The following is a 13,557-nucleotide window of genomic DNA, read 5'->3' on the forward strand; positions in this document are numbered from 1 at the left end:
CCATGCGGCCCGTCAGAGGCGCAGCAGGGCTCAGTGACCCTGGGCCTCCGCACGCTTGTACGACTTCTCGATCTCGGCCTCGGCGTCGGCGCGGCCGACCCAGTCGGCGCCCTCGACGGACTTGCCGGGCTCCAGGTCCTTGTAGACCTCGAAGAAGTGCTGGATCTCCAGGCGGTCGAACTCGGAGACGTGGTGGATGTCGCGCAGGTGCTCCACGCGGGGGTCCGACGCCGGGACGCAGAGCAGCTTGTCGTCGCCGCCCGCCTCGTCGGTCATCCGGAACATGCCGATCGCGCGGCACTTGATGAGGCAACCCGGGAAGGTCGGCTCGTCCAGGATGACGAGGGCGTCCAGCGGGTCACCGTCCTCGCCGAGGGTGTTCTCGACGAAGCCGTAGTCCGCGGGGTAGCTGGTCGACGTGAAGAGGCGACGGTCCAGGCGGATCCGGCCGGTCTCGTGGTCCACCTCGTACTTGTTCCGCGAACCCTTCGGAATCTCGATGGTGACGTCGAACTCCACGGGTGGCTCCTCCATGATCAGCACATACTTCGGGTGGTTAAGTGTCCCTCACGCAGATGTGTGATCGCGAAAGGGGCTGGTCGTCGTGCCCGAGCTCAAGCCTTGGCAGCAGACCCGGCAGCAGGTCGGCAAGCTGCTGAGGCAGCTCCCCGAGCTTTCGGCTCCCAAGGTCTCTGCCGCTCTCAAGACTCCTGCGAAGCGCAAGACTTTGCAGCTCACAGCGGGTGCCGCCACCTTCGGGCTCGCTGTCGCGGCCGGTGCCGTGGCCGCGGCCGGCCCCTGGGACTCCTCCGGTCAGCGTACGGCCGAGCGGGACTGGGCGGCTTCCCGGGAGGCCGGGGGTGGCACAGATCACGGCGGTCGTACCTCCGGAGGGGCGCCCGCCGCCGCCCCGAGCGCCCCGTCCGTGCTCAGGGGCCTCGGGGTGCCCGTGGGTTCCGCGCACGGCGGCTCCGCGCCCGCTCCGGACGGCAAGGCGCTCGCGAGGGTCCTCGATCCGCTCCTGAAGGCGAAGGCGCTCGGCCCCGAACGCTCGGCGGTCGTCATCGACGCGGGCACCGGGCGGCGGGTCTACGGCAAGGGCGGCGGCGACGCCCTCACGCCCGCGTCCACCACCAAGATCGCCACTGCGGTCGCGGCACTGAGCGCGGCGGGGGCGGATCACCGCATCACCACGAAGACGGTCATCGAGCCGGACTCGAAGGAAGTCGTCCTGGTCGGCGGCGGCGACCCCACGCTCACCGCACGCAAGGACGGCCCCTACGCGGAAAGCGCCGCGAGCCTGCGGGAGCTGGCCGAGGAAACGGCGCGCGCCCTGAAGGACCGCGGCACCGACAAGGTGACTCTGACGTACGACACCTCGCTCTACACGGGAGAGCAGCAGCACCCCATCGGCCCGAACGAGAACCTCACCCTGGTCAGCGCCCTGATGGCCGATGAGGGCCGCCTCGACGACTCCTCCAGCGGGCCCGCCCCGCGCTCGGGCGACCCGGCGGGTGACGCGGCGAAGAAGTTCGCGGACCTCCTCAAGAAGGAGGGCATCGAGACCGGCACCAAGAAGAACGACGGCACCAAGGAGGACAAGGCCCCCGGCCAGGCCAAGGCGTCCGACCGGGCGGAGCCCCTGGCCAAGGTCGAGTCCCCGCCCCTGTCGGCGCTCGTCGAGCGCATGCTGACGCACAGCGACAACGACATCGCCGAGGCGCTGGCCCGCCAGACGGCGCTCGCCTCGAAGGAGCCGGCGAGCTTCGACGGCGCGGGCAAGGCGATCGACGCCCAGCTCAAGAAGGCAGAGCTGCCGCTGGCCGGCACGGAGTTCGCCGACGGCAGCGGCCTCGACCGCGCGGACCGCAGCTCGGCCGACCTGCTCGCCGCGCTCCTGGCCCGCGCAGCCGACCCCGCCCACCCCGAACTGCGCTCCGTGGTGACGGGCCTGCCGGTGGCGGGCTTCACGGGCACCCTGGTCGACCGCTACCCCAAGGACTCCCCGGGCACCGGGGTCGTACGCGCCAAGACCGGCACCCTGACGGGTGTGAACACCCTGGCGGGCACGGTCGTCGACGCGGAGGGCCGCCTCCTGGTGTTCGCTTTCATGACCACAGGCACGACGGACCCCAAGGCGGCCCAGGCGGCGCTGGACGACATGGCATCAGCGGTGGCGAAGTGCGGGTGCCGCTGAGTCCCGCCTCGCCTCGCGGGCCCCTACGGGGCCGGAGTGGGGCAATCTCGGGGTTCAACCCCCTCCGCCTGCGGAGCCGAGCACGTACCGTTGACGCATGACGAGCATCGGTGGTGCGGAGATGGTCGACTGGAATCTCGCGGTGGCGACCGCGACCCGGCTCGTGCGGCCGGGTCCAGAAGTGAGCCGGGACGAGGCACGGGCCATCGTCGCCGAGCTCCGGAAACATGCGAAGTCCTCGGAGGAGCACGTCCGGGCCTTCACCCGGATGGGCACGGAGGACATCCACGACACTCCGGTGCTCGTCGTCGACCGGGCCGGGTGGATCAAGGCGAACGTCGCAGGTTTCCGGGAGATCCTCAAGCCCCTCCTGGACAAGATGCAGGACAGGCGCTCCGGTGGCCCGGGCGCCGTGCTCGGCGCCGTCGGCGGCAAGGTGACCGGCGTGGAGCTGGGGATGCTGCTCTCCTTCCTCGCCTCGCGCGTCCTCGGCCAGTACGAGACCTTCGCCCCGGCCACCCGCGACCTCCCCGCAGGGGAGCACGGCGGCGGAAGGCTCCTCCTGGTGGCCCCGAACATCGTGCACGTCGAGCGCGAACTCGACGTGGACCCCCATGACTTCAGGCTCTGGGTGTGCCTGCACGAGGAGACGCACCGCACACAGTTCTCCGCCGTGCCCTGGCTGCGTGACCACCTGGAGGGGGAGATCCAGTCATTCCTCTCCGAGACCGAGGTCGACCCGATGACGGTCCTCGAACGCATCAGGGAAGCGGCCCAGTCCCTCGCGGGCGGCCGCCCCGAGGGCGAGGAGGACGACGGGGGCCGCTCGATCGTGGAGCTGGTCCAGACCCCCGCCCAGCGCGAGATCCTCGCCCGGCTCACGGCAGTCATGTCGCTCCTGGAGGGCCACGCGGACTTCGTGATGGACGGAGTCGGGCCGGACGTGGTGCCTTCCGTCGCCGAGATCCGGGAGAAGTTCCAGCAGCGCAGGGCGCGCGGCGCGAGCCGCCTTGACCAGGCCCTGCGCAAGCTGCTCGGCCTCGACGCGAAATTGCGCCAATACCGCGACGGCGAGCGCTTCGTGCGCGCGGTCGTCGGCGAGGTCGGAATGGACGGCTTCAACCGGGTCTGGACTTCGCCGAACACGCTGCCCACCAAGTCGGAGATCGCCAAACCGGCGGACTGGGTAGCGCGGGTGCACCGTAAGGGAGAGTGAGGCGGGCGGGGGAGCGAGTTGCGGCCGATGGCAGGCGCACGCCCCTGCAATCACCCGTCCGAGGGACCGTGAGCCATGGGTGGGCGTGCAATGCTCGGGGTACGGCTCGGCTCTGTCACCATCGACACACTCTGAGTGACTAACCTCGTGGGATCTGCCTGAGGCCCGATCTCTCGAATGTGGTCCTGAGTGACAGGTCCGAGGCTCACCCCCGAACTTCATGAAGGGAACCGGACATGGGTCCCCATCCTGCGGTCGCGGCGATACGCCTGGCGGTCCGCCGCGTACTCCACGACGTACTGACCGACGTACAGCGCACCGACACCCCGCGCGCCGATCAGAGGCGCCCCGAAGCGCAGCGCACCCCCGAGCGCGTCCCCGCGAACCCCGCTCACCCCCACCCTCCACGCGAGCAGGCCACGTCGCCACTCGTGCTGGTCGCCTGCTCCGGCGGCGCCGACTCCATGGCGCTCGCCTCCGCCCTCGCCTTCGAGGCCCCCAAACTCGGCATCCGCGCCGGCGGCGTCACCGTCGACCACGGACTGCAGGACGGGTCCGCCCTGCGCGCCACCGAGGTCGTCTCGCGCCTCACCGCCCTCGGTCTCGACCCGATCGAGTCCGTCGCCGTCGACGTCGGCCGGGACGGCGGCCCCGAGGCCGCGGCCCGCGACGCGAGATACGGCGCGCTCGACGCCGTCGCCGATCGCCACGGCGCCGCCGCGATCCTGCTCGGTCACACCCGCGACGACCAGGCGGAGACCGTCCTGCTCGGTCTCGCCCGCGGCTCCGGCATCCGCTCCCTGTCCGGGATGGCGGCCGTGTCCGGCGGCCCGGGAGCCGACCGCCGCTACCGCCGCCCCTTCCTGCACATCGACCGGCAGACCGCCCGCAAGGCCTGCATGGTCCAGTCGCTGCCCGTCTGGGACGACCCGCACAACACCGACCCCGCCTACACGCGCTCGCGGCTGCGGCACGAAGGCCTGCCCGCCCTGGAGAAGGCGCTCGGCAAGGGCGTCGTGGAGGCACTCGCCCGTACGGCCCAGTTGTCCCGGGACGACGCCGACGCCTTGGACCACTGGGCCGCACAGGCGGAAGCTTCCGTGCGCGACGCCGCGGGACTCCTGGAGTGCGCCAAGCTCTACGCCCTGCCGCCCGCCGTACGCCGCCGCATCGTCCGCCGCGCCGCCATCGAGGCGGGCGCCCCGGCCGGTTCGCTGTTCGCCCGGCACCTCGAAGAGGTCGACCGGCTGATCACGGGCTGGCGCGGCCAGGGAGCCATCAATCTCCCGGGCAAAGTCGTCGCCCAGCGCCAGGGTGGCAGACTGGTGATCCGGCAAGGCTGTTGACCGAGGGGCCCCTGGGTCCCGCGCAGCCGGTGTGACGGACGACCGAAAGTGATGCGGGTGGACGCGAAAGACATGGGCACCGACCTTCAATCGGTGCTCATCACCAAGGAAGAGATCGACGCCAAGCTGGCCGAGCTGGCCGCCAAGATCGACGCGGAGTACGCGGGCAAGGACCTGCTGATCGTCGGTGTGCTCAAGGGCGCGGTGATGGTCATGGCGGACCTGGCGCGTGCGCTGTCCACCCCGCTCACCATGGACTGGATGGCCGTGTCGTCGTACGGCGCGGGCACCCAGTCCTCCGGTGTGGTGCGGATCCTCAAGGACCTGGACACCGACATCAAGGGCAAGCACGTCCTGATCGTCGAGGACATCATCGACTCCGGTCTGACGCTGTCCTGGCTGCTCTCCAACCTCGGCTCGCGCGAGCCCGCGTCGCTGAAGGTGTGCACGCTGCTGCGCAAGCCCGAGGCGGCCAAGGTCGCGATCGACGTGGAGTGGGTCGGCTTCGACATCCCGAACGAGTTCGTCATCGGGTACGGCCTGGACTACGCGGAGAAGTACCGCAACCTGCCGTTCGTCGGCACCCTCGCTCCGCACGTCTACGGCGGTTGATCACCGGGCCTCCGGGCCCCTCCCGGCCGACTCGTCTTCAGGCGGCCGGGAACCCTCACCCGTTTCCCGGCGTTGAAGCATGCGAAGACGGGTTTGTCAGCCGTCCCGTGCGGCTTCGGGTGACAATGCTGGGGTACCGTCCGAAGAACAGTCTTTATCAAACTCACTATGGCAGGAGGGACGGGGCGTCTTCGCTCCGTATGGATGGACGTGAAGCGATACTTCCGTGGGCCAGTCATGTGGATCGTGCTGGCCGTCCTTGCCGTGGTCGTGTTGATGCAGGTCGTCGGTTCGTCCGGCGGCTACAAGACGGTGGACACCGGCCAGGTTGTGCAGGCGATCAACGACGACAAGGTCGAATCTGCCAAGCTCACCACCGGTGACGAGCGGACCATCAAGGTCGAGCTCAAGGATGGCCAGAAGGTCAAGGACAGCAGCAAGATCCAGGCGAGCTACATCGGCGACCAGGGCGTCGACATCGCCAACACCTTGCAGGAGAAGTTCGAGGACAAGAAGATCCCGGACGGTTACACCGTCTCGGAGTCGAAGCAGAACCCGTTCGTCGGCATCCTGCTTTCCCTGCTCCCCTTCGTACTCATCGTCGTTGTCTTCCTGTTCCTGATGAATCAGATGCAGGGCGGCGGCTCCCGGGTCATGCAGTTCGGGAAGTCCAAGGCCAAGCTGATCACCAAGGACACTCCGAAGACGACGTTCTCCGACGTCGCCGGGTCCGACGAGGCCGTCGAGGAACTCCACGAGATCAAGGAGTTCCTCCAGGAGCCTGCGAAGTTCCAGGCAGTCGGAGCCAAGATCCCCAAGGGCGTGCTCCTGTACGGGCCGCCCGGCACGGGCAAGACGCTCCTCGCGCGCGCCGTCGCGGGCGAGGCCGGCGTCCCCTTCTACTCGATCTCGGGTTCCGACTTCGTCGAGATGTTCGTCGGTGTCGGTGCCTCGCGTGTGCGTGACCTCTTCGAGCAGGCCAAGGCGAACGCCCCGGCGATCGTCTTCGTCGACGAGATCGACGCCGTCGGCCGGCACCGCGGTGCCGGTATGGGCGGCGGTCACGACGAGCGCGAGCAGACGCTGAACCAGCTCCTCGTCGAGATGGACGGCTTCGACGTGAAGGGCGGCGTCATCCTGATCGCCGCCACGAACCGTCCCGACATCCTCGACCCGGCGCTGCTTCGCCCCGGCCGTTTCGACCGTCAGATCGCGGTCGACCGCCCGGACATGCAGGGCCGTCTGGAGATCCTCAAGGTTCACCAGAAGGGCAAGCCGGTCGCCCCGGACGTCGACCTGGGCGCGGTGGCGCGGCGTACGCCGGGCTTCACGGGCGCCGACCTGGCGAACGTGCTGAACGAAGCGGCGCTCCTGACGGCGCGCGGCGACAAGAAGCTGGTCGACAACCACGCGCTGGACGAGGCGATCGACCGTGTCGTGGCGGGACCGCAGCGGACCCGGATCATGTCCGACAAGGAGAAGAAGATCACCGCGTACCACGAGGGCGGACACGCCCTGGTCGCGGCGGCGTCTCCGAACTCGGACCCGGTCCACAAGATCACGATCCTGTCGCGCGGCCGGGCCCTCGGTTACACGATGGTCCTGCCGGACGAGGACAAGTACTCGACCACGCGCAACGAAATGCTCGACCAGCTGGCGTACATGCTGGGCGGGCGCGCGGCCGAGGAGCTCGTCTTCCACGACCCGACGACGGGCGCGGCGAACGACATCGAGAAGGCCACCGCGACCGCACGGGCCATGGTCACGCAGTACGGCATGACCGAGCGGCTCGGCGCGATCAAGTTCGGCGGTGACAACACCGAGCCGTTCCTGGGACGCGAGATGGGTCACCCGCGCGACTACTCGGAAGAGGTCGCGGCGCTGGTCGACGAAGAGGTCAAGAAGCTCATCGAGACCGCGCACAACGAGGCGTGGGAGATCCTCGTCGAGAACCGCGACGTTCTCGACAACCTGGTCCTTCAGCTCCTCGAGAAGGAGACCCTGAACAAGGAGCAGATCGCCGAGATCTTCGCAGGCATCGTGAAGCGTCCGGCCCGCCCGGCGTGGACCGGTTCCTCGCGGCGCACGCCCTCGACCCGCCCGCCGGTGCTCTCCCCCCGGGAGCTGTCACTGACGAACGGTGCGAACGGCGCCACGCCCGCGGTGACCGCGGGCCCGACGGAGACACCGATCGACGTGACCAAGGAGGATCGCCCCGAAGGCTGATCCCCCGGACGCCACAGCAGGCCCGGAATGGAAGCTGCGCCCCCCTGGTTCTAGCCTGGGGGGCGCAGTTTTTCGTACGCGGCAGCGCTTTCGCACGCAGTGACGCATGAAACGCAAGGAACGAGGCACACATGACCGACCCCGTGACGCTGGACGGCGAGGGCACGATCGGCGTTTTCGACGAGAAGCGCGCCGAGAACGCCGTGCGCGAGCTGCTGATCGCGGTCGGCGAGGACCCGGACCGCGAGGGCCTCCGGGAGACCCCGGGTCGCGTGGCGCGCGCGTACAGGGAGATATTCGGTGGTCTGTGGCTCAAGGCCGAGGACGTCCTGACGACGACCTTCGACCTCGGTCACGACGAGATGGTCCTGGTGAAGGACATCGAGGTGCAGAGCTCCTGTGAGCATCACCTGGTGCCCTTCCACGGTGTCGCGCACGTCGGCTACATCCCGTCCTCCGACGGCAAGATCACCGGACTGTCGAAGCTCGCCCGCCTCGTGGACGTGTACGCACGCCGTCCGCAGGTCCAGGAGCGGCTGACCACGCAGGTCGCCGACTCCCTCATGGAGATACTCGAACCGCGCGGGGTCATCGTGGTCGTCGAGTGCGAGCACATGTGCATGACCATGCGCGGGGTGCGCAAGCCCGGGGCCAAGACGATCACCTCGGCTGTGCGCGGGCAGCTGCGCGACCCCGCGACGCGCAACGAGGCGATGAGCCTGATCATGGCGCGTTAGCGAAAGGCCAGACCCGGCCACGTGGGCTCGGGTTCGGGCTTCAGGCGGCCGCGGCCGTTCCGCCGGTTTCGTCGTCGTCTTCCGGGAGTCTGCAGACTCGCTCGAGGAAGAATGCGGCCGCTATGACCGCGATGCCCGCCAGCAGGGAGAAGCCGGCGTAGATCGCCTGGTCGCGGCGGGAGGGGACGTCCAGGTACTCCAGGAGGAAGGCGCCCGTGCCGCCGTACATTCCGGCGACCAGGGCGGCGACCAGGGCGCTCGCCTGGCCGAAGACGACCGCGCGTGCGGCCATCATCGGCTCGACGCCCTTCGCTCCGGGGCGTCGCTCGCGCTGTGCGCGCAGCCGGGCGCGCAGGGAGAGGGCCGTGGCCAGCAGCACCGCGGCGATCACCGCGAGCACGATGGGCGCGGCCAGCGGAACCCGTGGGAGGGTGCCCACGGAGTCCCACAGCCGGGCGCCTGCCCAGGACAGGACGCCGGCCACCAGGAAGAGGCCGGCCAGTGTCCTGATGCGCAGCTGCTTCACGAATGACCCTTCATCGTCGTGCGGACCGCTTCTTGTCGAGCTTCGCGTCGAGCTTTGGTCGAGCTTCTTGTCGATCTCGATCGTGCGGGTCCGATAGACCCTAACGATTACTCGGGCAGGCGGAGTTCCAGATCGACACGGGGCGTGACGCCTTCGCGGGTGACCTTGGCGAGCAGGTCGGCCACCGCGCCGCGTCCCACCAGCTGGGCCTCGGGCTCCACGTCGTGCCAGGGGGCCAGGACGAAGGCACGTTCATGCGCGCGCGGGTGGGGGAGCGTGAGGTCGGGATCGTCCGAGACGACGTCCGCGTACGTCACGATGTCGACGTCGATCGTGCGGGCGGCCCAGCGCTCTTCGCGGACGCGGTGGAAGGCTTCTTCGATCGCGTGCGCCCGCTCCAGGAGCGAGGAGGGCGGCAGGGTCGTCTTCACCACGACGACCGCGTTGAAGTACGACGGCTGGGAGCCGGGGTCGACGCCCCAGGGCTCCGTCTCGTACACCGGAGAGACGGCCTTGACGCGCAGGCCGGGCGTGTCCTCCAGGGCGTCGACGGCGCCCTGGAGCGTCTCCAGGCGATTGCCGAGATTGCTGCCGAGGGAGATCACGGCGCGTTTGGGGTTGGACAGGGTGGTGTCGGCGGCGTCGACCTGCTCGACCACGGCGGTGGGCACCGGCTGGACGGTCGGGTCGCTCTGCCCTTGCGTGGAAAACGCGGTCATACTCGGCTCCGGGTGATGGTGACGGTCACGTCGTCGAAGGGGACGGTGATCGGTGCGTCCGGTTTGTGGACGCACACCTCGACCTCCAGGACACCTTCGTGCTTCAGACACGTCTGTGCGATGCGCTCGGCGAGGGTCTCGATGAGGTCCACCGGGTCGCCTTCGACGGCGGCCACGACCTCCTCGGCCACGATGCCGTAGTGCACGGTCTTCGCCAGGTCGTCGTCGGCGGCGGCCGCACGGGTGTCCAGGCCAAGAACCAGGTCCACGATGAAGGTCTGGCCCTCTTCGCGTTCCCGCGGAAAGACACCGTGGTGTCCACGGGCCTTGAGGCCGCGCAGCGCGACACGATCCACGCGAATCACTCCTGCAATCGTCGTTATCGGCAGGCCTGCACCGAGTGCGGTCGGCACACCAGCCTCGGTCGAATCTACCCGCGTGCACTGACAGCCCTCGCCCGCGGGGCCTCCCGAAAACGCCCCTACCCACTCAAGAGGGTGTGTCCTCGCCCTCTTCGTCGTCGGTTTCCGCGAGTACGGGCGAGGCGTGGTGTGACCAGAGCTTCCATCCGTCGACTGTGCGGCGGAACACATTGGTGGCGACGACGAGCTGTCCCACGAGCGGGCCGAGCTCGCCGCCCGCCTCGGGGGGCGGGCCGCCGCTGAGGATGTTCTCCGTGCAGGTCACCAGGGCGGTGTCACCGGCCACCCCGACATGCACATCGGTCAGGAAGAACTGGATGTACTCGGTGTTCGCCATGATCAGCGCGTACGACCTGAGGACCTCGCCGCGGCCCGTGAGGACCGGCCAGCCCGGGTGGACGCAGGAGATCGCGGCTTCGTCTCCGTCCTCCGCGGCGTCCTCGTCGTCCCGGGCGTCGAGGTCGGCGGGCTCCGGGGCCGTGTCCGCGTCCAGCCAGAGGTCGGAGAGCTCGTCGAAGTCGCCGCGCTCCAGTGCTTCGTAGAAGGCCGTGTTGGCCAGCTCGACCTGTTCGACGTCGGTCCTGGCCCTGGTCACTGAGGACCGCCCGCCGCGCTGGTCACGGCGTGTGCGACACGGACGGCGTCGGCGGTGGCCCGCACCTCGTGCACACGGACCGCCCACGCGCCCTGGTGGGCGGCGATCGCGGAGACCGCGGCGGTGGCCGCGTCGCGCTCGCGGGCGGGCGGCGGCGCGCCCTTGGGGCCGGCGAGGACGCGGCCGAGGAAACGCTTGCGGGAGGCGGCGACCAGGATCGGGTGGCCGAGCTCGCGCAGGCGGTCGATGCGGGCCAGGAGCGCCAGGTCGTGCTCCGCGTTCTTGGAGAAGCCGAGGCCGGGGTCGATGACGATCCGCTCGGGGGCGATGCCGCCCTCGATGGCGGCCTCCACGCGCGCGTGGAGCTCGTCGACGACTTCGCGGACCACGTCCTCGTAGACGGGTGTGGCGTGGATGTCGGTGAGGAAGCCGCGCCAGTGCATCACCACGAAGGGCGCACCGGCGGCGGCGACCGCGGGGACCATGCGTGCGTCGGCGAGGCCACCGCTGACGTCGTTCACCAGGACGGCGCCCGCGGCGAGTGCCTGCTCGGCGACGGTGGCGCGCATGGTGTCCACCGACACCGTCACGCCCTCGGCCGCCAGGCCCCGTACGACGGGGACCACGCGCCGCAGCTCCTCGTCCTCGTCCACGCGCGTGGCGCCGGGGCGGGTCGACTCACCGCCCACGTCGACCAGGTCGGCGCCCTGGGCGACGAGGTCGATGCCGTGCTTGACGGCGGCCGTGGTGTCGAACCAGCGGCCCCCGTCGGAGAAGGAGTCGGGGGTCACGTTCACGACCCCCATGACCGCACAGCGGCCCCATTCCGGCAGCCCTTCGACCGTTCCCCGCCCGCGCAACGTACTCATGCCTCCAGCCTAGGCCCGAGCGGGCGGGCTCTACGCCGCCCGGACCTCGCGCTCTGCGGTCCGGTGCGGGCAGGGGCGGCGTTGTGCGCTTGCCCGGCGCAGGAAGCGGGGCATCGCGAGGGTCACGAAGCCCTCGGCCTGCATGGCGGCGAAGCCGATGCGGGGGAGGTCCTTGGAGGATCGGTAGACGACGAAGCGGGGCTCCCAGCGGGGGCGGAACTTCGCGTTGAACTTGTACAGGGACTCGATCTGGAACCAGCGGGAGAGGAAGACGAGCAGGCCCCGCCAGGCGCGCAGGACGGGCCCCGCGCCGATCTTCTCGCCGCGTGCGAGGGCCGCGCGGAACATCGCGAAGTTGAGCGAGACGCGTGCGATGCCGAGCCTCGGTGCGGCCTGGAGGGCGGCCACGATGAGCAGCTCGTTCATGCCGGGGTCGGCCGAGCGGTCGCGGCGCATGAGGTCCAGGGAGACGCCGTCCTTGCCCCACGGGACGAAGTGGAGGACGGCCTTCAGGTCGCCGTACTCTCCCGGCTCCTCATCGGCCCACCCGTCTCCCGCCGCCGCCCTACCTGAGGCGCTTCGCGCCGCCCCCTCGATTCTGTGGGCAGTGGCGATCAGGCAGTCGCCGTCGTCCGGGTCACCGATGCGGCCGAGCGCCATGGAGAAGCCGCGTTCGGTGTCGGTGCCGCGCCAGTCGTCGGCCGCGCGCTGTATCCGCTCCAGTTCACGCTCCCCGAGGTCACGCACGCGCCGCACGCGCGTCTCGTAGCCATTGCGCTCGATCCGCTTGACCATCTGGCGTACGTTGCGCATCGCACGCCCGGACAGGGAGAAATCCACGACGTCCACCACCGCCTCGTCGCCCAGTTCGAGGGCGTCAAGGCCGGTCTCCCGCGTCCAGACCTCGCCGCCCGTCTCCGAGCAGCCCATGACGGCGGGCGTCCAGGAGTGGGCCTTGGCCTCGTCCATGAAGCGTTCGATGGCGCCGGGCCAGGCCTCCACGTCGCCGATCGGGTCGCCGCTCGCGAGCATCACTCCGGAGACGACGCGGTAGGTGACCGCGGCCTTGCCGCTGGGGGAGAAGACGGCGCCCTTGTCGCGGCGGAGCGCGAAGTGGCCCAGCGAGTCGCGGGCGCCGTGCTTGTCCAGGAGGGCGCGCAGCTTCGCCTCGTCGTCCTCGGTGAGGCGCGCGGCGGGGTGCTCGGGGCGGAAGGCGAGGTAGATGGTGGTGATGGCGGTCAGCAGGCCCAGGGCGCCCAGTGAGCAGGCGACGGTCCAAGAGGTGCGTCCGTAGTAGTCGACGGGCCCCTCGAAGCCGAACAGGCCGTACAGGACGTGGGCGAGGCGGTCCGTGATGCTCGGGTCCCCGACGACCTTGCCCGGGTGGGCACTGACGATGACGAGGCCGAGGGCGATGGAACCGGCCCCGAGGAGCACGAAGTTGGCGAGCGCGCGCCAGCGGCTGCGCGGGTCGGGCAGCGCGCCGAACTGATCCCGGTGGCGAAGCAGCAGCGTCAGGAGGGCGAGCGAGATCAGTACGCCGATGACCGAGTGCCGGTAGGCGAACTGCGCGACGGCACCGGCCGGGAGCAGCACCACGGCGGCACGCCAGGCCCGCCGCTTGTGGCGGCGCAGGCCGTGTGCGAGAAGCAGCAGGAGGACACCGGAGCTGAGTGCGAGGGCGGCGGCGAAGGGGCCGAGCGCGCCGGGCAGGACCTCGGCGATCGCGTGCATGCGGCTGTGCCGGAAGCGCGGGAAGACGCCGGCCGCTACATTCAGCAGGCCCACGAGGGTGCAGGCGTGGGCGACGAGGTTCGGTACGGACTCGGGGCGTGGCCCGCGGAGCAGTCGGCCGAATCCGCTGTGGCTGCCGTCACGGAGTCCGCCGGTACGGCGCCGTCCCTCGGGGCGTCTGCCCTCACTGTCCGGAACCCCACCCGACATTTCCGCATCTATCCTGACAGACATCGCATCCCGTGGTTCTGCGAGAGAGCTTGATTCCGGCACCAAAACGGCATCCGGCGACATTGCGCCCTCTAGGACGGTCCTTCTGGGACTCGGGTTCACTCCCGGCCGGAAAACCGCTGGAAAA

The 13,557-nt window shown here is 70.0% G+C and carries 13 protein-coding genes; 6 read left to right on the forward strand and 7 right to left on the reverse strand.

Annotated features, from left to right (window positions below):
• Window positions 1-30: 30 nt before the first annotated feature.
• Window positions 31-519, reverse strand: a complete 489-nt coding sequence (locus tag AB0I94_RS16745) for an inorganic diphosphatase (RefSeq protein WP_135330561.1) — start codon at window positions 517-519, stop codon at window positions 31-33.
• Between the two features lie 85 nt (window positions 520-604).
• Between AB0I94_RS16745 and dacB the strand changes: the two genes are divergently transcribed.
• The 6 genes from dacB to folE all read left to right on the forward strand — a co-directional run bounded on the left by dacB (window position 605) and on the right by folE (window position 8,334).
• Window positions 605-2,197 (forward strand): D-alanyl-D-alanine carboxypeptidase/D-alanyl-D-alanine-endopeptidase, encoded by a 1,593-nt coding sequence (dacB, locus tag AB0I94_RS16750; protein ID WP_363310304.1) that lies wholly within the window; start codon window positions 605-607, stop codon window positions 2,195-2,197.
• A 97-nt stretch (window positions 2,198-2,294) separates the two neighbouring features.
• On the forward strand, window positions 2,295-3,413 hold the full coding sequence (locus AB0I94_RS16755) for a zinc-dependent metalloprotease (protein ID WP_363310305.1): 1,119 nt from the start codon (window positions 2,295-2,297) through the stop codon (window positions 3,411-3,413).
• A 236-nt stretch (window positions 3,414-3,649) separates the two neighbouring features.
• On the forward strand, window positions 3,650-4,759 hold the full coding sequence (gene tilS, locus AB0I94_RS16760) for a tRNA lysidine(34) synthetase TilS (RefSeq protein ID WP_363310306.1): 1,110 nt from the start codon (window positions 3,650-3,652) through the stop codon (window positions 4,757-4,759).
• A 51-nt stretch (window positions 4,760-4,810) separates the two neighbouring features.
• Entirely contained in the window at window positions 4,811-5,371 is a 561-nt protein-coding gene (hpt, locus tag AB0I94_RS16765; protein ID WP_135330538.1) for a hypoxanthine phosphoribosyltransferase, read from the forward strand.
• A 204-nt stretch (window positions 5,372-5,575) separates the two neighbouring features.
• A complete protein-coding gene (gene ftsH / locus AB0I94_RS16770) occupies window positions 5,576-7,597 on the forward strand; it encodes an ATP-dependent zinc metalloprotease FtsH (RefSeq protein ID WP_363310307.1) in 2,022 nt (673 codons plus the stop codon).
• 131 nt (window positions 7,598-7,728) lie between these two features.
• Entirely contained in the window at window positions 7,729-8,334 is a 606-nt protein-coding gene (folE, locus tag AB0I94_RS16775) for a GTP cyclohydrolase I FolE (protein WP_363310308.1), read from the forward strand.
• A 40-nt stretch (window positions 8,335-8,374) separates the two neighbouring features.
• On the opposite strand, the gene AB0I94_RS16780 is transcribed toward folE, so the two are convergent.
• The 6 genes from AB0I94_RS16780 to AB0I94_RS16805 form a co-directional block, all read right to left on the reverse strand.
• A complete protein-coding gene (locus AB0I94_RS16780) occupies window positions 8,375-8,860 on the reverse strand; it encodes a DUF3180 domain-containing protein (protein ID WP_363310309.1) in 486 nt (161 codons plus the stop codon).
• Window positions 8,861-8,967: 107 nt separating this feature from the next.
• Entirely contained in the window at window positions 8,968-9,579 is a 612-nt protein-coding gene (folK, locus tag AB0I94_RS16785) for a 2-amino-4-hydroxy-6-hydroxymethyldihydropteridine diphosphokinase (RefSeq protein WP_363310310.1), read from the reverse strand.
• Window positions 9,576-9,935, reverse strand: coding sequence for a dihydroneopterin aldolase (folB, locus tag AB0I94_RS16790; RefSeq protein ID WP_363210595.1), 360 nt, complete (start codon window positions 9,933-9,935; stop codon window positions 9,576-9,578). Before folB ends, folK begins: the two co-directional genes overlap by 4 nt.
• A gap of 133 nt (window positions 9,936-10,068) precedes the next feature.
• Window positions 10,069-10,596 (reverse strand): nuclear transport factor 2 family protein, encoded by a 528-nt coding sequence (locus AB0I94_RS16795; RefSeq protein ID WP_363310311.1) that lies wholly within the window; start codon window positions 10,594-10,596, stop codon window positions 10,069-10,071.
• Window positions 10,593-11,465 (reverse strand): dihydropteroate synthase, encoded by an 873-nt coding sequence (gene folP, locus AB0I94_RS16800; protein ID WP_363310312.1) that lies wholly within the window; start codon window positions 11,463-11,465, stop codon window positions 10,593-10,595. Before folP ends, AB0I94_RS16795 begins: the two co-directional genes overlap by 4 nt.
• Window positions 11,466-11,495: 30 nt before the next feature.
• Window positions 11,496-13,409 (reverse strand): phosphatidylglycerol lysyltransferase domain-containing protein, encoded by a 1,914-nt coding sequence (locus tag AB0I94_RS16805; protein ID WP_363310313.1) that lies wholly within the window; start codon window positions 13,407-13,409, stop codon window positions 11,496-11,498.
• Window positions 13,410-13,557: the final 148 nt, after the last annotated feature.

This window comes from Streptomyces sp. NPDC050147 (assembly GCF_040660195.1).
Taxonomy (GTDB): Bacteria; Actinomycetota; Actinomycetes; order Streptomycetales; family Streptomycetaceae; genus Streptomyces.

What these genes read in the sequence shown, in the direction of transcription:
- tilS (WP_363310306.1), top strand. Translation starts at nt 3,650, where the DNA reads ATGGGTCCCCATCCTGCGGTCGCGGCGATACGCCTGGCGGTCCGCCGC.
- hpt (WP_135330538.1), top strand. Translation starts at nt 4,811, where the DNA reads ATGCGGGTGGACGCGAAAGACATGGGCACCGACCTTCAATCGGTGCTC.
- folK (WP_363310310.1), bottom strand. Translation starts at nt 9,579, where the DNA reads ATGACCGCGTTTTCCACGCAAGGGCAGAGCGACCCGACCGTCCAGCCG.
- folE (WP_363310308.1), top strand. Translation starts at nt 7,729, where the DNA reads ATGACCGACCCCGTGACGCTGGACGGCGAGGGCACGATCGGCGTTTTC.
- ftsH (WP_363310307.1), top strand. Translation starts at nt 5,576, where the DNA reads ATGGACGTGAAGCGATACTTCCGTGGGCCAGTCATGTGGATCGTGCTG.
- AB0I94_RS16805 (WP_363310313.1), bottom strand. Translation starts at nt 13,409, where the DNA reads ATGTCGGGTGGGGTTCCGGACAGTGAGGGCAGACGCCCCGAGGGACGG.
- folP (WP_363310312.1), bottom strand. Translation starts at nt 11,465, where the DNA reads ATGAGTACGTTGCGCGGGCGGGGAACGGTCGAAGGGCTGCCGGAATGG.
- AB0I94_RS16755 (WP_363310305.1), top strand. Translation starts at nt 2,295, where the DNA reads ATGACGAGCATCGGTGGTGCGGAGATGGTCGACTGGAATCTCGCGGTG.